Annotated in this window: 20 protein-coding genes and 2 tRNA genes; 13 read left to right on the forward strand and 9 right to left on the reverse strand. The window is 72.8% G+C overall.

Features of this window, described 5'->3' with window-relative positions; translation table 11 throughout:
- Positions 1–7: 7 nt before the first annotated feature.
- Both IEW90_RS03215 and IEW90_RS03220 read right to left on the reverse strand, forming a co-directional pair.
- On the reverse strand, positions 8–1372 hold the full coding sequence (locus tag IEW90_RS03215; RefSeq protein ID WP_188715958.1) for an ABC transporter substrate-binding protein: 1365 nt from the start codon (positions 1370–1372) through the stop codon (positions 8–10).
- Positions 1373–1504: 132 nt separating this feature from the next.
- Positions 1505–1581, reverse strand: a tRNA-Leu gene (locus IEW90_RS03220).
- Positions 1582–1660: 79 nt separating this feature from the next.
- Between IEW90_RS03220 and IEW90_RS03225 the strand changes: the two genes are divergently transcribed.
- Positions 1661–2593 carry an aldose 1-epimerase family protein gene (locus IEW90_RS03225; protein WP_188715960.1) on the forward strand — a complete coding sequence of 311 codons (933 nt, stop codon included), beginning with the start codon at positions 1661–1663 and terminating at the stop codon, positions 2591–2593.
- A 138-nt stretch (positions 2594–2731) separates the two neighbouring features.
- Here the strand turns inward: IEW90_RS03225 and IEW90_RS03230 are convergent, their stop codons facing one another.
- Together IEW90_RS03230 and IEW90_RS03235 are read right to left on the reverse strand one after the other, a co-directional pair.
- Positions 2732–2935 (reverse strand): hypothetical protein, encoded by a 204-nt coding sequence (locus IEW90_RS03230; RefSeq protein WP_188715962.1) that lies wholly within the window; start codon positions 2933–2935, stop codon positions 2732–2734.
- 362 nt (positions 2936–3297) lie between these two features.
- Positions 3298–3370: transfer RNA gene (locus IEW90_RS03235), tRNA-Lys, on the reverse strand.
- Positions 3371–3478: 108 nt separating this feature from the next.
- Here IEW90_RS03235 and IEW90_RS03240 point away from each other — a divergent pair.
- From IEW90_RS03240 to pstB, 8 genes are all read left to right on the forward strand, one after another.
- Entirely contained in the window at positions 3479–3670 is a 192-nt protein-coding gene (locus IEW90_RS03240; protein ID WP_188715964.1) for a hypothetical protein, read from the forward strand.
- A gap of 187 nt (positions 3671–3857) precedes the next feature.
- Positions 3858–4277, forward strand: a complete 420-nt coding sequence (locus IEW90_RS03245; protein WP_188715966.1) for a hypothetical protein — start codon at positions 3858–3860, stop codon at positions 4275–4277.
- Positions 4278–4345: 68 nt separating this feature from the next.
- A complete protein-coding gene (locus IEW90_RS03250) occupies positions 4346–4978 on the forward strand; it encodes a DNA-directed RNA polymerase subunit beta (protein ID WP_188715968.1) in 633 nt (210 codons plus the stop codon).
- A 68-nt stretch (positions 4979–5046) separates the two neighbouring features.
- Positions 5047–5640, forward strand: a complete 594-nt coding sequence (locus tag IEW90_RS03255; RefSeq protein WP_188715970.1) for a hypothetical protein — start codon at positions 5047–5049, stop codon at positions 5638–5640.
- A 437-nt stretch (positions 5641–6077) separates the two neighbouring features.
- Positions 6078–7181, forward strand: a complete 1104-nt coding sequence (gene pstS, locus IEW90_RS03260; RefSeq protein WP_229679468.1) for a phosphate ABC transporter substrate-binding protein PstS — start codon at positions 6078–6080, stop codon at positions 7179–7181.
- Positions 7182–7284: 103 nt separating this feature from the next.
- Positions 7285–8208 (forward strand): phosphate ABC transporter permease subunit PstC, encoded by a 924-nt coding sequence (pstC, locus tag IEW90_RS03265; RefSeq protein WP_188715975.1) that lies wholly within the window; start codon positions 7285–7287, stop codon positions 8206–8208.
- Between the two features lie 3 nt (positions 8209–8211).
- Positions 8212–9300 (forward strand): phosphate ABC transporter permease PstA, encoded by a 1089-nt coding sequence (gene pstA / locus IEW90_RS03270; protein ID WP_188715977.1) that lies wholly within the window; start codon positions 8212–8214, stop codon positions 9298–9300.
- 5 nt (positions 9301–9305) lie between these two features.
- Positions 9306–10085, forward strand: coding sequence for a phosphate ABC transporter ATP-binding protein PstB (pstB, locus tag IEW90_RS03275; protein ID WP_188715979.1), 780 nt, complete (start codon positions 9306–9308; stop codon positions 10083–10085).
- Between the two features lie 139 nt (positions 10086–10224).
- Here the strand turns inward: pstB and IEW90_RS03280 are convergent, their stop codons facing one another.
- The 4 genes from IEW90_RS03280 to IEW90_RS03295 all read right to left on the reverse strand — a co-directional run bounded on the left by IEW90_RS03280 (position 10225) and on the right by IEW90_RS03295 (position 14935).
- The gene (locus IEW90_RS03280; RefSeq protein ID WP_188715981.1) at positions 10225–11178 is read right to left on the reverse strand and encodes an NUDIX hydrolase; all 954 of its coding nucleotides are present in this window, start codon (positions 11176–11178) and stop codon (positions 10225–10227) included.
- Positions 11175–13427, reverse strand: a complete 2253-nt coding sequence (locus IEW90_RS03285) for an RNA degradosome polyphosphate kinase (protein WP_188715983.1) — start codon at positions 13425–13427, stop codon at positions 11175–11177. The genes IEW90_RS03280 and IEW90_RS03285 overlap by 4 nt, the downstream gene beginning before the upstream one ends.
- Positions 13428–13505: 78 nt before the next feature.
- Positions 13506–14297 carry a mycothiol synthase gene (gene mshD, locus IEW90_RS03290; protein WP_188715986.1) on the reverse strand — a complete coding sequence of 264 codons (792 nt, stop codon included), beginning with the start codon at positions 14295–14297 and terminating at the stop codon, positions 13506–13508.
- Complete coding sequence (locus IEW90_RS03295) at positions 14294–14935, reverse strand: winged helix-turn-helix transcriptional regulator (RefSeq protein ID WP_188715988.1); 642 nt, start codon at positions 14933–14935, stop codon at positions 14294–14296. Before IEW90_RS03295 ends, mshD begins: the two co-directional genes overlap by 4 nt.
- A 117-nt stretch (positions 14936–15052) precedes the next feature.
- Between IEW90_RS03295 and IEW90_RS03300 the strand changes: the two genes are divergently transcribed.
- The 4 genes from IEW90_RS03300 (at position 15053) to ygfZ (ending at position 17175) form a co-directional block, all read left to right on the forward strand.
- Positions 15053–15313, forward strand: a complete 261-nt coding sequence (locus IEW90_RS03300) for a hypothetical protein (RefSeq protein WP_188715989.1) — start codon at positions 15053–15055, stop codon at positions 15311–15313.
- 64 nt (positions 15314–15377) lie between these two features.
- A complete protein-coding gene (locus tag IEW90_RS13905) occupies positions 15378–15500 on the forward strand; it encodes a hypothetical protein (protein WP_268236810.1) in 123 nt (40 codons plus the stop codon).
- Between the two features lie 2 nt (positions 15501–15502).
- Positions 15503–16120: a nitrobindin family protein gene (locus tag IEW90_RS03305; protein WP_188715991.1), complete on the forward strand. Its 618-nt coding sequence runs from the start codon at positions 15503–15505 to the stop codon at positions 16118–16120.
- Positions 16117–17175, forward strand: a complete 1059-nt coding sequence (ygfZ, locus tag IEW90_RS03310; RefSeq protein ID WP_188715993.1) for a CAF17-like 4Fe-4S cluster assembly/insertion protein YgfZ — start codon at positions 16117–16119, stop codon at positions 17173–17175. The genes IEW90_RS03305 and ygfZ overlap by 4 nt, the downstream gene beginning before the upstream one ends.
- 210 nt (positions 17176–17385) lie before the next feature.
- On the opposite strand, the gene IEW90_RS03315 is transcribed toward ygfZ, so the two are convergent.
- The gene (locus IEW90_RS03315; RefSeq protein ID WP_188715995.1) at positions 17386–20196 is read right to left on the reverse strand and encodes a glycoside hydrolase family 30 protein; all 2811 of its coding nucleotides are present in this window, start codon (positions 20194–20196) and stop codon (positions 17386–17388) included.
- Positions 20197–20443: the final 247 nt, after the last annotated feature.

Genomic DNA, 20443 nt, shown 5'->3' on the forward strand with positions numbered 1-20443 from the left:
GTGACGGTCAGCCGCCGGAGACCTGGTCGTACGCGCGCTGCGCCGCGGCCTGCGCCTCGCCGAGCGCCTCCTCGGGCGACCGCTCGCCGAGCAGGGCCGACTGCACCGCGCCCTCGAGCTCCGACTGGATCTGCTGGCCGGCGGGCGAGCCGCCGAGCGAGGTGCCCTCCGCCGCGACGTCGTAGTAGGCGTCGATGGCCTGCTCGAAGCCCGGGTAGCCCTCGGCCGACGCGTACTGCTCGCGGATGGTCGTGTCGTTCTCGGGCGTGCCCGTGAAGAGGCCCGCGTTGATGCCGTTGCGGTCGGACTCCTCCTCGGTCGTCTGCGCGCGGGCGTCGGCCGCCGCGATCCACGCGTCGGGCGAGGTGAGCGCGATCGCCCACGCGCATGCGGCCGACGGGTTCTCGGCGCTCGCGGGGATCACGAACGACGAGCCGCCCGAGGCCGTGAAGGGGTCGCCCTCCTGGTTCCGCACCGGCACCGCGCCGATCTCGACCTCGTCGGCGTAGGGCGTCAGCACGTTGACGTACCACTGGTCGAAGACGGCCGCCGCGACGAGGTCGTTCGAGTACGGGTTGCCGTCGCCGAAGATGTCGAACGAGTCGACGAGGCCGGTCACCTCGGCGAAGCCGCCCTGCGCCTCGTAGATGCGCTGCAGGAACTCGACGGCCTCGACGTTCTCGGGCCGGTCGAGGGTGGGCGCGCCCGACTCGTCGACGATGCCGCCGCCGAACGAGAGCATCCACATGGCCGCCTTCGAGACGCCCTGGGGGTCGAGGCCCAGGCGGCTCGGGGTGGAGCCGTCCATCTCGGTGAGCTGCTCGACCGCCGCGAGCAGGCCCTCCTGGTCGCTCGGGTCGAGCTGGTCGGCGCTCACGCCGGCCTCGGCGAGCACGCGCTCGTTCGTGAGGATGAGCGGCGGCTGGTAGAACTGCGGCACCGCCCAGACCTGGTCCTGCCAGGTCACGTCCTGCGTCACCTGCGGGTAGTAGTAGGTGGCCGGGTCGACGTCGTGGGCCGCGAAGCACGCGTCGAGCGGCAGCAGCAGCCCCTGCGCGGCGTACGTGGCGACGAACTGGCGGTCGATCTGCACGACGTCGGGGATGTTGCCCGACGCGGCGAGCGTCGTGAACTTCTGGGCGTCGAAGGCCGTCTGGTCGAGCTCGACCGTCACGCCCGAGAGCTGCTCGGCGGCGTGGTCGAGGCGTGCCTGCCCGACGTCGTCGGTGTTCTCGAAGCCCCAGCCGCTCAGCGTGCCGGTCGCCTCGCCCTCGAAGTCGGCCTCCTCGGCGGCCGGGGCGCCGCCTCCGCCGCAGCCCGTCAGCAGCAGCGCCGCCGCGGCGACGCCCACCAATCCCGCTCGTGCTCGCATGTGCGTGCCCTCCTGTCAGGGTGGCCGGACGCGGCGATGCGCCGACCGTTCTGATCCGGAGCGTACCCCGATCGTGTACCCCGGACCGAGGGGGCACTTCTCAGGGTGGAGGGGTACAGGCGAGTGCAGGGATGGTGCCCCCGCTGGGGTTCGAACCCAGACTGGGCGGAGTTTAAGTCCGCTGCCTCTGCCGGTTGGGCTACGGGGGCGCGCCCTGACTCTACGGCTCGGCTCTGGCTCGGCCCTGCGGCCCGGCATCGGGGCGCGTGGGCTCGGTAGGCTCGCCGCATGCGCCCGCCCACCGGTCAGCAGTTCACCCTCGCGCGCACCGTCGACGGCCGACGCGTGCGGGCCACGATCACCGAGGTCGCCGCGACGCTCCGCGAGCTCACCGTCGACGACGTCGACCTCGTCGAGCCGTTCCCCGAGGATCAGCGCCCCGCGAAGGGCCAGGGCATCGTGCTCGCCCCGTGGGGCGGACGCGTCGCCGGCGGCGACTGGACGCACGACGGGCAGCCGCAGCGGCTCGCCATCACCGAGCGCGACCTCGGCAACGCCAGCCACGGGCTGCTCCGCTACGCGCCGTACCGGATGCTCGAGCACGACGAGTCCAAGATCATGCTGCAGGCGACCATCCACCCGCAGACGGGCTGGCCGTTCCTCATCGACACGTTCGTCACGTACGAGCTCACCGACGACGGCCTCGTCGTGACGCACGAGGCGATCAACGCCGGTCGCGAGCGCGCGCCCTGGGCGATGGGCGCGCATCCGTACCTCGCGGTCGGCGACGTGCCCGCCGACCGGCTGACGCTCACGGTCCCGGCCGCCACCGTCTTCAACGCCGTCGACCTCATCCCCACCGAGGAGGTGCTCGTCGACGAGATGCGCGCGAGCGCTCCCGACCTCCGGCACGGCCGCACGCTCGCCGAGCTCGACATCGACCACAACTACGGCGGCGTGGAGTCGGTGGGCGGCGTCACGACGTCGACGCTGCTCGACCCGGAGGGCCGCGGCGTCGCTCTCTGGCAGGACGCCGCGTTCCCGTACGTCGTCGTGTTCACGCCGCGCGACTTCCCGGCCGTCGGCGGTCCGCGCCACGCGGTCGCGGTCGAGCCGATGAGCGCGCCGGCGAACGCGCTGAACTCCGGGCAGGGGCTCGTCTGGCTCGAGCCGGGCGAGACCTGGCGCGGCCAGTGGGGGATCGCGCCCGTCGGCCTCTGAGGCGCACGCGGGTAGCGTGGCCGCATGGACATCATCTGGTGGATGCTCGCGGGCGTGGCGCTCGCGGCGGTCGCGTTCCGCGGCTACCGGATCGAGCGCCGTCGCCGCGACCGGCGCTGAGGGATCGGTCCCGGCGGCTCAGCCCGTGCCGCCCAGCTGTCGCCAGCGCTGCTCGAGCGTGAGGTCGGCGTCCTCGACGGGCTCCCGGAGGCGGTGCGCGAGGTCGGGGCGTCCCATCCGCCGGGCGTAGAGGGCGAGCGAGACCTCGTCGAGCTCGACGAGCCTCGCGCGGCCGACCTCGGAGAGCGGGGTGCGCGGGTCGATCGGGGTGGCGGCGGGCATGCTGCGGTCCTCCGTTCCTCCGCTGCGCCGATGGATCGGCGCATGCATCCGCACGCTACGTCGTTCGCCTGGACGGCGAATAGGTAGCCGCTTCGGAGAAGTTCTGAGCGCGGAGCGGTCAGGGCGGAGCCATTACGAGTCGAGGAAGGGAGCGGTGGGCCCCGTGGGGCTCGAGCCCACGACCAGCGGATGAAAGAGTCCGATGCACTCAGGTTCGACGACGGTGGGCCCCGTGGGGCTCGAACCCACGACCAGCGGATGAAAGAGTCCGATGCACTCAGGTTCGACGTCGGTGGGCCCCGTGGGGCTCGAACCCACGACCAGCGGATGAAAGAGTCCGATGCACTCAGGTTCGACGTCGGTGGGCCCCGTGGGGCTCGAACCCACGACCAGCGGATTAAAAGTCCGATGCTCTACCGACTGAGCTAGAGGCCCCTGGGTCCAGGGTAGTCGGGCGCCGGTGTTCCCGAACGACCGCTCAGGATCGGCTTCAGCGATTTTCGCAACACCGTGATGCTTGGGAGGCGCCGCTAGCGTCGCGGCATGGATCTCGTCCCTACGGTGGAGCACGGCTCGGACGGCGCTCGCCTCCGCGCGCTGCTGGCGCGCATCGACGCGCTCACCGATCGCCGCAAGGGCGAGGACGTGGAGCTGCGGATGGCGCTGTGCGCCGAGGTCGAGGCGCTGCTGCAGGTGCGCTACGCGGCGCGCGCCGCCCGCCGGTCCGCCGCCTGACCGGGCCGTCCTGCCCGATCCCGTCGTCGCGCTCGATTCCCGACGGAACGCGGCGAAACGCAGTGCTTGCCAGGAGCGGCTAAGCAAGTCAGAGTGAGGGTACAAGCCGGCCGACCTCCTCGCAGGCCAGTCTCACCGCGCTGCACCTCCGGGCCGAGCTTCGAAGCGGAACCGCAAGGATCCGACCGTGCACCCTGACATCGACACCCGCGCCGCACGACGAGCCATCGTCGGCGACGACACCGACCCGCCGGTCACCGCGCAGATGGAGGACGCGCTGCTGCGCAGCGGCGATCCCGTCACGCTGCACATGGCCGCCGTCTCCTCCCGCGTCTCGCCGGAGTTCCTGCAGGAGCTGTGGGACTCGGCGCAGGCGATCCTCGAGGAGGTCGCGAGCAACGCCCACTGCCCGCTCGAGATCGTCGCCGGCTCCCGCGTGCGCGACCTCGACGACCTCGACATCGCCGGCTTCGCGCACCGCATGGGCCGGCCCGACCTCGTGGTCGAGCTGCTCGACGTGCACGAGGACTCGGACCAGACGGTCGGCGAGCGCTGGGCGGAGCTCGGGGGCGATCCGCTGCCGAGCGCGGACGACGCCGTGGCCTGAGCCGGACGGCCGGGCGCGCGAGCTGCGGCATCGAGCGCGCGCGGCATCCGTGGGAGGATGCCTGCGCCATGGCAGACGCGCGATTCAGCAAGCCCACCCGCTTCTCGAACGACTGGTTCGAGAGGATCGAGGGCGACGTCGATCCTGCCGTGCGGCTCCAGCTCGCGAGCGAGACGGCGCACGCGCTGCTCGCGCGGGTGCGCGACGGCGCCGACCCGGGCGTCGTCGAGCGGATCCTCGCGGTCGCGCGCGAGGACGGCATCGACACCGTCGCGGAGCTGTGGTCGCACGCGCGCCCCCACTCGCTGCCAGGAACGCTGTGGCGCGTGCACCTGCTGCACGCGCTCGTGACGCAGCGGGCCGATGAGGCCGCCGCGCTCTACCAGGCGGGCGCCGACGCGCTGCCGACCGCGGCGCCCGTGATCGCGGGCGTGGCGGCGCCGGCGACGCCCGACGAGCTGCGCTCGCTGTCGGACACGATCCTCCGCGGCGTCTTCGCGGGCGACTTCGCACTCGCGCTCGAGCGCGCGGCGGCGTTCGCGATCGTCACCGCGCAGGGCGCGGTCCGCGCCGCGCACGCCGACGAGGCCGCGCACCCCGAGCGCGCGAGCGCCCGAACGCGCCTCGCGGCGCAGCTCACCGACATCGCGGGCGACCTGCGCATCTGCGCGGGCATGTGGCGGGCCGACAACCTCGTCTGAGGCCGCGTCGCCGCCGTAGGATCGAGGCAGCGGCGGAGCGCCGCGGCAGCACGACGTCGGAGCCCGCCATGAACCACACCTCGCCCACCCGCCGCGCCCTCGCCGCGGTCGCGATCCTCGGTGCCGCAGCGCTCGCGCTGAGCGGCTGCCTGGCGTCGCCGCCCGCGCTGCCCACCGAGGCGCCCCCGCAGCCGACCGAGACGCAGGCGGTGCCCGAGACCGAGGCGGCCGAGCCGACGGAGTCGCAGGAGACCACGCCGCCCGCGGCTGGGGAGTACGCGTACACGGTCGACGACGGGCTCGGCGACATCTGGTCGTTCAGCGTCACGAGCGTCGACGACGACCCGCCCATGGAGTCGGGGGAGCCCGAGCCCGGCACCCGCTTCGTCGCGATCCGCCTCGACGGCGACCACGACGAGGGCGACGTGAGCTTCCACGGCTGCTTCGAGATGCTCGTCGTCGGCAGCGACGGCGAGACCTACGACTGGGCCGACACGGTCGCGGTGACCGCGGAGGACGACATCTTCTACGCGGGCGACACCTTCCAGGGCGCCCGTGCGGTGGTGCAGCTGCCGGAGGACGTCGACCCCGCGCAGATCATCATCCGCTCCACCTACGGCTCGCCGGAGGTCGAGGACATCGTGCTCGACGTCGAGCAGTAGCAGGATCCGAGCAGGAGCAGGATCGAGCAGGAGCGGCGGCCGACCACGAGCGGCGGCATCGAGCGGCCCGGGCGACGCGCCCGGGCCGCTCCGGCGTTCGCGGGGAGCGCACGCGCCTGCGCCGGATGCCCGACCTCGCTACCCTGGTGGAGCCGGGCCGCGAAACCCCGGGCTCCAATATTCGCCGCTTCGAGCGGCCTTCCGCCGAGAGGCGTCTCGCGGCCCGGCTCTTCCATGTCCGGGCTCGCCGCGCGAGCCCGCGATCGTCGCCGCGACGCCGTCCTGAGCCGACGCCTCGCCGCCGTTCACCTCGCGTTCACCTTCGCGGATCCTGGCCGACACCCTCGCTCCCTACCGTGGGCCACGGCCTGCTCGACGCGGGCCCACCCGCCGGGCGCCCGCCGCCCTCGCACCGCACAGATCCCGAAGGGAACCCCGTGAAGCTCACGAAGCTCGGCCGCACCGCGGTCGTCGCCGCCGCCGGCGCGCTCCTCCTCAGCTCCTGCGCCGCCAACGAGCCCGCCGCCCCCGCCGGCTCGGAGTCCTCGGCCCCCGAGTCGACCCTCTCGGGCGACCTCGCCGGCGCCGGCGCGTCGTCGATGGGCGCCGCCCAGGAGGCCTGGATCGCCGGCTTCCAGACGGCCAACGAGGCCGTCAACATCACGTACGACCCCGCCGGCTCCGGCGCGGGCCGCGAGCAGTTCATCGCCGGCGGCGTCTCGTTCGCCGGCTCGGACGCCTACCTGGACGACGAGGAGCTCGCGGGCACCTTCGGCGCCTGCGTCGCCGACACCCTCCCGGTCGACCTGCCCGTCTACATCTCGCCGATCGCGATCATCTTCAACGTCGAGGGCGTCGACTCGCTCAACATGGACGCCGCGACCATCGCCGGCATCTTCTCGGGCGAGATCACGAACTGGAACGACGAGGCCATCGCCGCGCAGAACGAGGGCGTCGAGCTGCCCGACGCGCGCATCACCGCCGTGCACCGCTCCGACGACTCGGGCACCACCGAGAACTTCACGCAGTACCTCGCGGCGAACGCGGCCGACGCGTGGACCGAGGGCGAGTTCGAGACGTGGCCCGCCGCGTACGGCGGCGAGGGCGCGCAGGGCACCTCGGGCGTCGTCGACGCCGTGACCAACGGCACGAACACGATCGGCTACGCCGACGCCTCGCGCGCCGGCGACCTCGGCACCGTCGCGCTCCAGGTGGGCGAGGAGTACGTGCCCTTCACCGCCGAGGCCGCGGCTGCCGCCGTCGACGCCTCGCCGCTCGTCGAGGGCCGCCACGAGGGCGACATCGCCGTCGAGCTCGACCGCACGACGACCGAGAACGGCGCCTACCCGCTCGTCCTCATCTCGTACGCGATCGCCTGCACCGAGTACAACGACGCCGCACAGGCGGAGCTCGTCAAGGCGTACCTCTCGTACATCGCCTCGGAGGAGGGCCAGCAGGCCGGTGCCGACAACGCCGGCTCGGCCCCCATCTCGGACGACCTGCGCGCGCAGATCGAGGCCTCGATCGAGATGATCAAGTAGGGCTGCTGCCTGATAGCGTCTGGCCGGGGCGGCTCCGAGAAAGCGCCCCGGCCAGACGCACGCAGTGCCCATCGCCCCCTCACTCCATGCACCTGGGAGCTCCATGACCACCGCAGTCCAGCCAGTCGCCAAGCAGCGCCTGGCCGACGTCGTCTTCAAGACCGTCTCGACGACCGCCGGCGTGCTGATCCTGATCGCCCTCGCGGGCGTCGCGATCTTCCTCGTCGCGCAGGCCGTGCCGGCCATCATCGGCCCGCTGCCCGGGATCGACGGCGGCTTCTTCGCCTGGGTCTGGCCGCTCACCTTCGGCACCATCTGGTCGGCGTTCCTCGCGATGGTCATGGCCGTCCCGGTCGCGGTCGGCATCGCGCTCTTCATCACGCACTTCGCGCCGCGCCGGCTCGCGCAGGGCCTCGGCTACGTCGTCGACCTGCTCGCCGCCATCCCCTCGGTCATCTACGGCCTCTGGGGCATCACGGTGCTCGCGCCCTTCATGCAGCCCGCCTACACCTGGCTCACCCAGAACCTCGGCTGGCTGCCGCTCTTCGCGCCGCCCGCCTCCGGCACCGGCCGCACCATCCTCACCGCCTCCATCGTGCTCGCCGTCATGGTGCTGCCGATCATCACGGCCCTCTGCCGCGAGATCTTCCTGCAGACGCCGCGGCTCAACGAGGAGGCGGCCCTCGCGCTCGGCGCGACCCGCTGGGAGATGATCCAGATGGCGGTGCTGCCGCACGGCCGCTCGGGCATCATCGCCTCCTCCATCCTCGGCCTCGGCCGCGCCCTGGGCGAGACGATGGCCGTCGCCATGGTCCTCAGCTCCTCCGGCATCATCTCGTTCGCGCTGACGGCGCAGCAGAACCCCTCGACGATCGCCGCGAACATCGCGCTGCGCTTCCCCGAGGCCCACGGCATCACCGTGAACATGCTCATCGGCTCGGGCCTCGTGCTGTTCGCCATCACGCTGCTCGTGAACGGCATCTCGCGCTGGATCATTGCGCGCACCACCGTGAAGGGAGGTCGCTGAGCCATGACCGCCACGACCACCGCACCCGCTCGCCGCGAGGCGGCGAACCCGCTCACCGCCGGCCAGCTGCCCCTGTGGGGCCCCTGGGCGCTCATCGGCGTCGCGCTCGCGATCGGCGCCGCCGTGTCGGCGCTCGTCGCCGGCGCCTCGGGCACCGACTTCAGCATCGTCGCGGCCGTCCTCATCGCCTACGTGCTCTACCTCGTGGCGATCACGGTCGTGAGCCAGCAGATCGAGGGAGGCCGGAAGGCCGCCGACCGGCTCGTCACCGGCGTCGTCGTGGGCGCGTTCGTGCTCGCGCTCGTGCCGCTCGTGTCGCTCGTCTCCACGGTCATCATCAACGGCGCCGCCCGCTTCGACCTGCAGTTCTTCACCTGGACGATGCGCAACGTCGTCGGCGAGGGCGGCGGCGTGCTGCACGCCATCATCGGCACGCTGCTCGTCACGCTGTGGGCGGCGATCATCTCGGTGCCGGTCGGCATCTTCACCGCCATCTACCTCGTGGAGTACGGCCGCGGCCGCCTCTCGCAGGCGATCACCTTCTTCGTCGACGTCATGACGGGCATCCCGTCGATCGTCGCCGGCCTGTTCGCCTACGCGCTCTTCGCACTGTTCGCAGGCGAGGGCGTGCGCGCGGGCATCGGCGGCGCCGTCGCGCTCAGCCTGCTCATGATCCCCACGGTCGTCCGCTCGACCGAGGAGATGCTGAAGCTCGTGCCCAACGACCTCCGCGAGGCGTCGTACGCGCTGGGCGTGCCCAAGTGGCTCACGATCGCCAAGGTCGTGCTGCCGACGGCCCTCGCGGGCATCGTCACGGGCGTCACGCTCGCGATCGCCCGCGTCATCGGCGAGACCGCGCCGCTGCTCATCATCGCCGGCTTCACGACGAACATGAACTACAACGTGTTCGACGGCCGCATGATGACGCTGCCCGTCTTCGCCTACAACCAGTACGTCAGCCCGGGCGTGCAGGAGCAGGCCTACTTCGACCGCGCCTGGACGGCGGCGTTGGTCCTCATCCTGATCGTCATGCTCCTCAACGTCATCGCTCGCATCATCGCCAAGGTCTTCGCACCGAAGGCCGGGAGGTAACCCACATGTCCAAGCGCATCGAGACCAACGACCTCGACGTCTACTACGGCGACTTCAAGGCCGTCGAGGGCGTCACCATCGACATCGAGCCCCGCTCGGTCACCGCCTTCATCGGCCCCTCCGGCTGCGGCAAGTCGACGGTCCTCCGCACGCTCAACCGCATGCACGAGGTCATCTCGGGCGCCTGGGTGGACGGCGAGGTGCTGCTCGACGGCGCCAACCTGTACGCGCCCGGCGTCGACCCCGTGAACGTCCGCCGCCAGATCGGCATGGTGTTCCAGCGCCCGAACCCGTTCCCGACGATGTCGATCCGCGAGAACGTGCTCGCCGGCGTGCTCCTCAACAACCGCCGCATGTCGCGCTCCGACCAGGACGACCTCGTGGAGCGCTCGCTGCGCGGCGCGAACCTCTGGAACGAGGTCAAGGACCGCCTGAACCTGCCGGGCTCGGGACTCTCGGGCGGCCAGCAGCAGCGCCTCTGCATCGCCCGCGCTATCGCGGTCAGCCCCGAGGTGCTCCTCATGGACGAGCCGTGCTCGGCCCTCGACCCGATCTCGACGCTCGCGATCGAGGACCTCATCGAGGAGCTGAAGCAGGAGTACACGATCGTGATCGTGACCCACAACATGCAGCAGGCCTCGCGCGTGAGCGACCGCACCGCGTTCTTCAACATCGCGGGCACCGGCAAGCCCGGCAAGCTCATCGAGTACGACGACACCACGACGATGTTCTCGACCCCGAAGGTGCAGGCCACCGAGGACTACGTCTCCGGCCGCTTCGGCTGATCCGCCACCCGCTGGACGAGGAGGCCGTGCCTCCCGCTGGTCGAGGAGGCCGCGCAGCGGCCGTCTCGAGACCATCACGACGAAGGGCCCCGCACCGAGCGGGGCCCTTCGTCGTGCCAGGTCAGAGACCCCGACCGCCTCAGCGGTGCGGCGGCCCGTGCGTCTCGAGCGCGACGAGCGCCGGCCGCTCGCCCGCGCTCACGTGCAGCACCGTGAACTCGGCCGTGTGGAGCATCGACGCCCGGTGCGTCCGCTCCGTCTCGGCGGCGCTCGTCGCGTGCACGACGGCGGTGACGATCTCGGGGATGACGGGCGCGTGGCTGCAGAGCACCGTGCCGCGGCGCTTCAGCACGGCCTTCGCGATGCGCGCCTCGATCGCCGCGCGCGGGTCGACGGGCGACTCCTGGCTGAGCTCGGCGGTCGCCTTCGCCGCGACGCCGAGCACGCTCTCGAGCGGCGCGACCGTCTCGCGGCAGCGCACGGCGTCGGAGGTCGCAACGCGGCTCGGTGCGTAGGCGGCGATGCCGGGCGCCACCGACAGCGCCTGCGCGCGGCCGCGCTCGGTGAGCGCGCGGGAGGCGTCGTCGCCGTCCCACGAGAACGGGTTCGCCGCCTTCGCGTGCCGCAGCGCCACGATCGGGAACGTGGTCTCGTGGCCGGCCCCGAGCCGCTCCTCGAAGCGCTCGACGATCGCGACGTCGTGGCGGTAGGTGCAGGCGCTCCGCGCGTCGTCGAGCGACGCCCAGTGCAGCGCGAGGATCTCGTCGTTCGGCGAGAACGAGGCTGCGGCGAGCGCGGCCTCCGTCGCCTCCGCCTGCCAGTAGTAGACGACCTTGTCGCGCCCGTCCGGCAGCCGGTACTCGCTGTGCCCGAGCGGCGCGCCCAGCACGACCGCGAGGCCCGTCTCCTCCTCGAGCTCGCGCACGGCGCACTCGGGGAGCGTCTCGCCCGGGTCGAGCTTGCCCTTCGGCAGCGAGATGTCGCGGTGCTGGGTGCGCTCGACGAGCAGCACCTCCACCTCGCCGCGCACGCGCCGCCACACGAGGGCGCCCGCGGCGAGCACGGTGCCGGCGGCCGTCGCCGCCTGGCTCATCGCTGGCGCTTCCTGCGCTGGATCTGCAGCATCCGGTCGCGGTGCAGGTCGTCGAGCGGCGTGCCGTCCTCGGCGTACGCGTGCCGAGTCCAGGTGCCGTCGGGCTCCGCCCACCAGGAGGCGGTGGTGTCGGCCATGGCCTTGTCGAAGTGCTGCGAGATGTCGCGCATGTGCTCGGTCGAGGTGAGCTGGATGAGCGTCTCGACGCGGCGGTCGAGGTTGCGGTGCATCATGTCGGCCGAGCCGATGAACACCTCCTCGTCGGCGTCGTTCCAGAACGCGAACACGCGCGAGTGCTCGAGGTAGCGGCCGACGATCGATCGCATGACGACGTTCTCGGAGAGGCCGGGGACGCCGGCGCGCACCGACGAGATGCCGCGCACCCAGATCTGCACCTCCACGCCCGCGTTGCTCGCGCGGTAGAGGGCGTCGATGATCTGCTCGTCGACGATCGAGTTGACCTTGAGCCGGATGCGCGCGCGGCGGCCGGCGCGGGCGGCCTCCGTCTCGCGCTCGATGCGCGAGAGCAGGCCCTTGCGCAGGTGGCGCGGCGCGACGAGCAGGCGCTGGAACGACTTCTCGATCGCGAAGCCGGAGAGCTCGTTGAACAGGCGGGTGATGTCGCGGCCGACCTGGTCGTTGTCGGTGAAGAGGCCGAAGTCCTCGTAGATGCGGCTCGTCTTCGGGTTGTAGTTGCCCGTGCCGATGTGGCAGTAGTGCCGCAGGCGCCCGTTCTCGCGGCGCACGACCATCAGCAGCTTGCAGTGGGTCTTGAGGCCCACCATGCCGTAGACGACGTGGACGCCGGCGCGCTCGAGCTGCCGCGCCCAGCGGATGTTGGCCTGCTCGTCGAAGCGCGCCTTCACCTCCACGAGCGCGAGCACCTGCTTGCCGACGGCGGCGGCGCGGATGAGCGCCGCGACGACGGGGGAGTCGCCGGAGGTGCGGTACAGCGTCTGCTTGATGGCGAGCACGTCGGGATCGTCGGCGGCCTGCTCGAGCAGCGCCTGCACGCTCGTCGCGAAGGACTCGTACGGGTGGTGGACGAGCACGTCCTTGCGCGTGATCGACTGGAACAGGTCGTCCTGCTCGTTCTGGTCGTTCGGCAGGAACGCGGAGGGGGTGACCGGCACGCGCTTCGTGTACCGCAGGTCGGGCCGGTCGAGGCCCGCCACCTGGAACAGGCACGTCAGGTCGAGCAGCCCGGGCAGGCGGTAGACCTCGCGGTCGGTGATGCCGAGCTCGTCGACGAGCAGCTCGAGCGTGTCGTCGTCGATGTCGTCCGAGACCTCGAGGCGGATGGGCGGGCCGAACTTGCGGCGGGACAGCTCCTGCTCGAGCGCCTGGATGAGGTTCTCGGTCTCGTCCTCGTCGATCGTGACGTCCTCGTTGCGGGTGACGCGGAAGACGTGGTGGTCGACGATCTCCATGCCGGGGAAGACCTCGTCGAGGTTGTTGGCGATGAGCTCCTCGAGCGGCAGGAACCGCTGGCGGCCGCCCTCGTGGCCGAGGGAGATGAAGCGGGGGAGCACCGCGGGCACCTTGAGGCGGGCGAACTGCTCCTCCTCCTCGTCGGGCACGCGCACGCGCACGGCGAGGTTGAGCGAGAGGCCGGAGATGTAGGGGAAGGGATGCGCGGGGTCGACCGCGAGCGGCATGAGCACCGGGAACACCTCGGCCTCGAAGCGCGCGGAGAGCGCCTCGCACTCGTCCTCGCTGAGGTCGCCCCAGCGGACGACCTCGATGCCGGTCTCCCGCAGGGCGGGGTGCAGCGAGTCGATCGCCACGCGCGCCTGCCGGTCCTGCAGCTCGTGCGCCTTCGCGACGATCTCGTCGAGCAGCTCGACGGGGCCGCGGCCGACGTTCGTCGGCACGGCGAGGCCCGTGACGATGCGCCGCTTGAGGCCAGCGACGCGCACCATGAAGAACTCGTCGAGGTTCGAGGCGAAGATCGCGAGGAAGTTGGCGCGCTCGAGCAGTGGCACCGCCTCGTCCTCCGCGAGCTCGAGCACGCGCTGGTTGAACGCGAGCCACGACAGCTCGCGGTCGACGAAGCGGTCGGCGGGGAGGCCGTCGTCGGTGTCGCCGCCCTGCTCCTCGGCGCTCCAGCCGGGCTCGTCGTCATCGTCGTCGGCGAGGTCGGCGACGGCGGCGTCCTGGAGGCTGCGCTCCTCCTCGAGGGTGCGCTCGCGCTGCTCGCGCCGCAGCTCGTCGAGGGGGCCGGCGGCCGAGGAGGCGGTCTCGTTCATGCACCCATCATGGCGAACGAGCGTGAACGTCGCGTGACGCGGATCGCGGTGCGTCGGCGCGCCGGTCGCGGCGCCCGCTCAGGCGTCGAGGCGCCAGCGCACGTCGATCGCCCAGCGGCGGAAGCCCGCGCGCTCGTAGAGGGCGAGCGCGGCCGCGTTGTCGCCCTCGACGTAGAGGTGCGCGGTCGTGCGGCCGATGGCGCGCATCCGCGCGAAGGCGGCCTCGAGCATCCGTCGGCCGAGGCCCGCGCCCTGCCTGCCGGGCGCCACGCCGAGCACGTAGAGCTCGGCGACGTCGTCGTCGACGGGCTTCACCCAGCTGAAGGCGTCGAGGCCGTCGGGGCCGGGGAGCAGCACGAGGTTCGCGTCGTCGTGCCAGGGCTCGGCGCGGCGCGCGGCGAGGTCGTCGGCCGTCATCCGTCCCTGCTCGGGGTGGTCGGCGAAGGAGGCCGCGTTGAGCGCGAGGAGGGCGTCGGCGTCCGCGTCGGCGAAGGCGCGCGCCCCCTCGGGCATCGCGGCGTCCGGCACGGGCGCGCGCAGCTGCAGCAGCGTGCGCACGCGGCGCATGCTCAGCCGCTCCGCCGTCGCGGTCGCCGAGGGGAGGTCGCCGTGCGCCCATGCCTCGAGCGGCGCCCCGAGCTCGCCGACGACGCGCGCCGCGAGCGCGGTGCCGAGGCCGCGGCCGCGCGCGTCGGGGCGCACGGCGAGCTCCGCCTCGCGCTCCGTGTCCGACACGATCGCGAGGGCGGTCGCGTCGCCGATCGCGCGCCGCTCGCCGCGGGCGAGCTCGACGAGCGCCTGGTCGCTGAACGGGGGCGTGCCGTCGGCGGCCGCACAGGCGGCGGCGAGGGCGCGGGCGGCCTCGATCACGCCTCGACCAGCTCGAAGCGGTAGCCGACGCCGCGCACCGTGCCGATCACCGACTCCAGGTCGCCGAGCTTGGCGCGCAGGCGGCGCACGTGCACGTCGACGGTGCGCGTGCCGCCGAAGTAGTCGTAGCCCCACACCTCGCTGAGCAGCTGCTCGCGCGTGAACACGCGGGCCGGGTGCGAGGCGAGGAATCGGAGCAGCTCGAACTCCTTGTAGGTGAGGTCGATGGGGCGGCCGTCGATCTTCGCCTGGTAGCTCGCCTCGTCGATCGAGAGGCCGCTCGCGACGATGGGGCCGCGCGAGCGGGCGTCGGCCGCCGCGAGGCGGATGCGCGCCTCGAGCTCGGCGGGGCCGGCGCCGTCGAGCACGATGTCGCTCACGCCCCACTCGGGCGTGACGGCCGCGAACCCGCCCTCCGAGAGCACGAGCAGCACGGGCGTCGGATCGTGCTCGAGCAGGCGGCAGATGGCCTTGGCGGCGGCGAGCTCGACCGCGCCGTCGACGACGATGAGGTCCGACTCGGGGGCGTGCGCGAGCGCCTCTGCCGTGCCCGGCAGCGTGGTCACGCGGTGCTCCAGCAGCTCCAGGCTCGGCAGGACGCCGCGATCGCGGCGCGTGAAGATCACGATGGTCGACATGCGCCCTCCTGCCAGAGGACATCCTACGGCGGCCGGAGGCGAGGTCTGACACCGCCGCCCGAGGGCCCCGAGGCGCGCCCGGAGCAGCCGCGGATCGGGATGCGCGATGATGGCCCCATGACCTGGCAGTGGGCGAGCGTGTGGCCGATCTGGCTCATCGCGGCCCTCGGCGCCGTCGTCGTCGGCGTCGCGCAGCCCCAGGACGCGCTCGTGTGGCTGCCGATCGTGCTCGGCGTCTGCACGCTCACCGCCTTCGCCGTGCAGCTCGGCGGGCCGACCGTGCCGGGGCTCGTCGACCGCCTGGCGGCGGCCGTGCTCGGGTCGATCGTCATCCTCGCGATCGCCACCGCGGCGCTCGTGCTCCTCGCTCTCCTCTGAGGCGCGGCCGACGGCTCCTCGGGCACGCGACGCGCGGGCAGGCGCGGGCGGATAGGATCGGGGCATGGCAGGTATCCCCGTCGTCGCCCTCGAGATCTTCTTCATCGGCCTGCTCGGCCTCGCGATGATCGCGATCGGCGGCGTCTCGTTCGTCGTGCTGCGCAACCTCTTCCGGGGCCAGCGCTAGTCGTGCTCGAGCTCGACCCCACGCTCCCCGCGGAGCTCGGCCCGCTCCAGTGGCTCATCGGCGGGTGGGAGGGCACGGGCGTGCTCTCGTTCCCGGTGGGGGAGCGCACCATCGAGCGGGAGTTCGGGCAGCGCGTGTCGTTCGCGCACCACGGCCACCCCTACCTCGCGTACGAGGCGTACGCCTGGATGCTCGACGACGAGCTGACGCCGCTCGCCGCCGAGACCGGCTTCTGGCGCCTCGCGCGCGACCCCGCGCAGAGCGACGCCGGGCCCGGCATGCTGCCGCCCGAGGGCGAGCCCGCGTACGGCACGGCCGAGGCGGTCGAGACGCTCCGGCGGCCCGACGGCGCCTTCGACATCCAGGCGCTCATCTCGCACCCCGCGGGCGTCGCCGAGCTCTACCTCGGCACCATCGCGGGCCCGCGCATCGACCTCGCCACCGACGCCGTCATGCGCGGCGCCGGCGCCAAGGAGCACACCGCCTCCACCCGCATGCTCGGCCTCGTCGAGGACCACCTGCTGTGGGCGTGGGACCTCGCGGCGCTCGGCCAGGGCCTCGAGAGCCACGCCTCCGCCCGGCTCGCGCGCGTCGTGCCGAGCGAGGCGTCCGACCAGTGACCCGCCTGCCCGCGATCCCGGGCGCCGTCGCCGGCCCCGACGGCCTGCCGCTGCACGTGGGCAGCCCCATCGCCGAGCAGCGCCGCCTGCGCGCGGGCGCGCCCGTGCTGCTGCCGCGCGACGTGCTGCGGCTCACCGGCCCCGACGCGCTGCCGTGGCTCGACTCCATCACGAGCCAGGCGATCGCCGAGCTCGCGCCCGGCGCCTCGACCGAGTCGCTCGTGCTCTCGCCGGAGGGGCGCATCGAGCACGCGATGCGGCTGCACCGCGACGCCGAGGGCGCGCTGTGGATCCTCGTCGACGCCGGCACGGGCGACGCGCTCGAGGCATGGCTGACCCGGATGCGGTTCTTCAAGCAGGTCGACATCGAGCGGCCGGAGGCGATCGTCGTGGGCAGCGCCGCGGAGCCCGCTGGCGAGATCGCGTGGATCGACGGGTGGCCCGAGGTCGCACCCGGCGGCGTCCGGTACGGCGAGCCGACGGGGGAGCCGTGGCGCTGGTCCGAGGCCGTCCTCGGCCTCGAGCACGCGGCCGCGCTCGACCCGTCGTCCTTCGTCGGCACGCTCGCGGTCGACGCGCTCCGCATCGCGGCCGGACGCCCCTCGCTCGCCGAGGTCGACGAGCGCACCATCCCGCACGAGCTCGACTGGCTGACGACCGCGGTGCACCTCTCGAAGGGCTGCTACCGCGGGCAGGAGACCGTCGCCAAGGTGCACAACCTCGGCGCCCCGCCGCGCCGCATCGTGCTGCTGCACCTCGACGGCAGCGAGGGCGCGCAGGTCGCGCACGGCGACGAGGTGCTCACCGGCGACGCCGTCGTCGGTCGTGTGACGTCCGCCGCGATCCACGACGAGCTCGGGCCGGTGGCGCTCGCGGTCGTGAAGCGCTCGGCGCCCGCCGACGCCGACCTGATCGTGCGTACGGCCGAGGGCGTCGACGTCGCGGCCGCGCAGCAGTTGCTCGTGCCGCCGAGCGCCGGCCACGCGAACCGCCCGCCGCGCCTCCCGCGCCTCGGAGCGGTCCGCCGCCCGAGCGCCCCGCCGCCCGCCGGCTGACCCGCCGCGCCGACTCGCCGCGCTGGCCCGCGGCCGAGCCTCCGCATCCGTCGAACTTCCCCAAATCGGTACTTTCGGGTCGAAAAGTACTGATTCAGGGAAGTTCGATGACGAGGACGGGGTCTTGGCGAGCGGATTTAAGCGGCGAGCGGGCTGCCGCACGCGCAGGAGCGGGGCCGGCGACGCCCGACCCCGCTCCCTCCGACGTCGCTACGGGTGCACCACCGCCCGGTCGACGTTGATCGTGCCGCCGCCCTCGACGGCGGTGAGCGTCAGCTCGTGCGCGCCGGGCTCGAGCGCCGCGCTCTCCCAGATGAGCTGGTTGCCGAGCCTCGGGTTGCCGCGGAAGTCGGCGGTGCCGACGAGCTCGCCGTCGACCCGCACCTCAGCCACGCCCTGGTTCGAGGCGCGGAGGCCGTACAGGTCGACCGAGGTGCCCACGAACCGCAGGGTCGCGGTGTCGCCCGGCACGCCCGACGACATCACCGAGGAGTGGAAGAGCTGCGTGCGGTTGATGCAGCCGGGGCAGGACAGCCAGTCGCCCTGGTAGTCCCAGCGGTAGAGCCCGACGCCCTCGACCTGGTCGTCGATCGACGACGGCCCGCCGTTCGGCGGCACGACGTCGAGGCCGTCGATCGCCACCCAGCCGCGGTCGCCGCGGTCGGTCGAGGTCACCTCGATGCGCAGCGTGTGCGCGCCGTCGGCGAGCACCGGCGTGCGCCACACGTGCTCGCCGACCTGCCCGCCCGCGCGCAGGGAGAGCGCGACCGGCGCGTTGCCGTCGACCGACACCTCGAGCGTGCCGCCGCGCGGCGACGTGAACGAGGTGAGCGCGGCCTGCGTGCCCTCGAACGAGAGCTCGAGCACGTCGCCCGCGGTGCGGGACGCGTGGACGGTGCCGTCGCGCGCCTGGCGGATCGCCGGCGGCGTCAGCCCGCCGCACGCGCCCCGCGCGTCGCCGCACTGCACCCATCCGCCGCCCGTCGTCGTCGCGTCGGCGTCGTCGAGCTCCATGATCGGCGCGAGCGGCTCGATCGCCAGGTCGGCGAACTGCAGGCGCGAGTAGTCGCCCGAGAGGCCGGCCATGCCGGAGGTCCAGGTGCTGTCGCGCACCTCGCCCACCTGCTCGCCGTCGACCTCGGCGACGATGCGGTCCTCGTCGAACGAGATCGCCAGCTCGTGCCAGCCGGCGCCCGCGTCGACGGTGCCGCTCGCGAGCTCGACCCAGGCCTTGCCGCCCAGCTCGCCGCGGCCGATCGACCACGTGCCGTCCGACGACAGGCTCGCGCCGTAGCCGTTCGGCACGGGCTGCATGGCGTCGTTCGAGACGCGGCCGAGCACCTGCGCGGTGCCGCCCTCGGGCACGTAGGCGTCGACGCCCACGCGGTAGTCCGACCAGCCGAGGTCGCCGATGATCGTCGTCGGCTGCTTCCACGCCGCCCACGAGATGGCCGGCTGCGGCGAGACCTGCGTGAGGCAGGTGCCCTCGCGCTCCTCGCAGTCGCGGATCTCGTACGCGCCCTCCATCTGCGACAGGTACGGGGTCTGGCCGCTCGGCCCGCCGTCAGCGAGGTCGTCCGTGTACGGGAAGGGGAAGCCCGACTCGGGCTGGCCCACGGCGTCGCCCTTGCCCTGGCCCGTCGTGGTCGTCACGGTGACGACCGAGTCGGCGGGCACGGTGACCTCGTAGCTGCCGTCGCCGGCGGGCACGAGGTCGGGCTGCTGCACGAACCAGGAGTCCTCGGTGGACTGCCACACGTGGAGGTCGCCCGCGGTGAGGCCGTCGGCGACCTCGATTCGCACGGTCTGGGACTCGGTGGTGCCGATCCGCTCGATGACGGTCGACCAGTCGCCGGAGTCGGGGGCGCGGCGGGTGACCATGCTGCCCTGCAGCGGGTCGGTGCCCACGAGGAAGCGGCTCGCGCCGTCGACGTGGATCCAGCCGGGCTCGACGAACTGCGTCGTGTGCGCGACCGTCCAGATCGCCGACTGTACCTGGTAGGCGCCCGACCACGGCGTGTTCGAGCGCATGAGGCCCGCGTCCGAGATGCTGAGGCCGTCGTAGTAGGCGGTGAGCAGGTTCCAGAACTGGACGCCGGTGATCTTGCCGCGCAGGTACGCGTTGTTGATGAGCGACGGCACGGCCTTCGGCGCGCCGCCGGCGCCCCACTCTGCCGACCAGGGCCCGCCCTCCGAGATCCACAGCGGCTTGCCGAGCGCCTGCGCGTTGGCGGAGCTGGGGCCGGTGGAGTAGTGGTTGCCGAGCAGGTCGACGGCGTCGAACAGCTCGGGGTTCGCCGCCATGTCGACCGCGATCGGCCACTCGCCCTTCACGGCCGCCTCGTCGGAGGCGATGATGCGCACGTCCTCGTAGCCGGCCGCGTCGAGCGCGGCGCGGAAGTCGATGATCCAGTCGATCTCGTAGTGGCGCTCGTTGCGCACGCCCATGTTGTCGATCGTGAGGCCGTGCTGGTCGGCGCAGCCGAGCCACTCGAGGAAGTACCGGATGCTCGCCTCGGAGTAGTAGCCGCCCGCGTCCTGGATCCAGCCGGGCGCGGCCCAGGCGAGGCCGCCGAGGTTGATGTCGGGGTTGCGCTCGACCGCCTCCTCCATGAGCCACCACTCGTAGCCGGCGTCGCAGTCGACGACGTCGGCGGTGTGCATGTGACTCGACTCGGAGCCGTCGGTGGTGTTGGAGTCGCCGGCGATCTCGACCTTGAGCATCTCGAGCGAGGCGCCGTAGCCGGGGCGGAACAGGTAGTCGAGGATCTCGTCGCGCTCGGCCGCGGGGTAGTCGAGCAGGAGGCGCGAGGTCGCGCCGCCGCCGGAGACCGCGCCGACGCCGTCGTAGGCGCGCCCGTCGGTCGAGGTGCCGACGACGACGTCGACGGGCTCGGCCGCGAGGGCCGCGGGGGCGCTCATGAGGGCGGAGCCCGCGACGCCGATGGCGGCGATCGCGGCGAGGCCGGTGCGTGCGCGCAGCGGCGGCCTGGGTCGGGTGGTGCTTCGGGTCTCGTGCATCGGTCGCATACCTCCTCGTATGGACGCGCCGCGAGCGGCGCCCCGCGGGTCCGACCTCGTCGTCGACCCCGTCGCGGGCGATGTTAACGGTAACATTCGTGAGGGTCAAGGCTTGGCCGATCCTGAGGTCGCGCACAGGTCGAGCGGGCATGCACCGCCGGCCCACTGCATCGGAGGCGTCCGCGCGGACGGTCGTCGACACAGCACTCGGTCCGCCGACGGCGGAACGAGCACGCTGCCGGCGTCC

Source organism: Agrococcus terreus (assembly GCF_014645235.1).
Classification (GTDB): Bacteria; Actinomycetota; Actinomycetes; order Actinomycetales; family Microbacteriaceae; genus Agrococcus; species Agrococcus terreus.

Bases quoted from the DNA above. Each gene is read 5' to 3' on its own strand.
- IEW90_RS13905 (WP_268236810.1), top strand. From the start codon at position 15,378: ATGGCAGGTATCCCCGTCGTCGCCCTCGAGATCTTCTTCATCGGCCTG.
- IEW90_RS03315 (WP_188715995.1), bottom strand. From the start codon at position 20,196: ATGCACGAGACCCGAAGCACCACCCGACCCAGGCCGCCGCTGCGCGCA.
- IEW90_RS03250 (WP_188715968.1), top strand. From the start codon at position 4,346: ATGGCAGACGCGCGATTCAGCAAGCCCACCCGCTTCTCGAACGACTGG.
- IEW90_RS03225 (WP_188715960.1), top strand. From the start codon at position 1,661: ATGCGCCCGCCCACCGGTCAGCAGTTCACCCTCGCGCGCACCGTCGAC.
- pstB (WP_188715979.1), top strand. From the start codon at position 9,306: ATGTCCAAGCGCATCGAGACCAACGACCTCGACGTCTACTACGGCGAC.
- pstA (WP_188715977.1), top strand. From the start codon at position 8,212: ATGACCGCCACGACCACCGCACCCGCTCGCCGCGAGGCGGCGAACCCG.
- IEW90_RS03295 (WP_188715988.1), bottom strand. From the start codon at position 14,935: ATGTCGACCATCGTGATCTTCACGCGCCGCGATCGCGGCGTCCTGCCG.
- IEW90_RS03285 (WP_188715983.1), bottom strand. From the start codon at position 13,427: ATGAACGAGACCGCCTCCTCGGCCGCCGGCCCCCTCGACGAGCTGCGG.
- IEW90_RS03255 (WP_188715970.1), top strand. From the start codon at position 5,047: ATGAACCACACCTCGCCCACCCGCCGCGCCCTCGCCGCGGTCGCGATC.
- IEW90_RS03215 (WP_188715958.1), bottom strand. From the start codon at position 1,372: ATGCGAGCACGAGCGGGATTGGTGGGCGTCGCCGCGGCGGCGCTGCTG.
- IEW90_RS03300 (WP_188715989.1), top strand. From the start codon at position 15,053: ATGACCTGGCAGTGGGCGAGCGTGTGGCCGATCTGGCTCATCGCGGCC.
- IEW90_RS03240 (WP_188715964.1), top strand. From the start codon at position 3,479: ATGGATCTCGTCCCTACGGTGGAGCACGGCTCGGACGGCGCTCGCCTC.
- pstC (WP_188715975.1), top strand. From the start codon at position 7,285: ATGACCACCGCAGTCCAGCCAGTCGCCAAGCAGCGCCTGGCCGACGTC.
- IEW90_RS03280 (WP_188715981.1), bottom strand. From the start codon at position 11,178: ATGAGCCAGGCGGCGACGGCCGCCGGCACCGTGCTCGCCGCGGGCGCC.
- IEW90_RS03230 (WP_188715962.1), bottom strand. From the start codon at position 2,935: ATGCCCGCCGCCACCCCGATCGACCCGCGCACCCCGCTCTCCGAGGTC.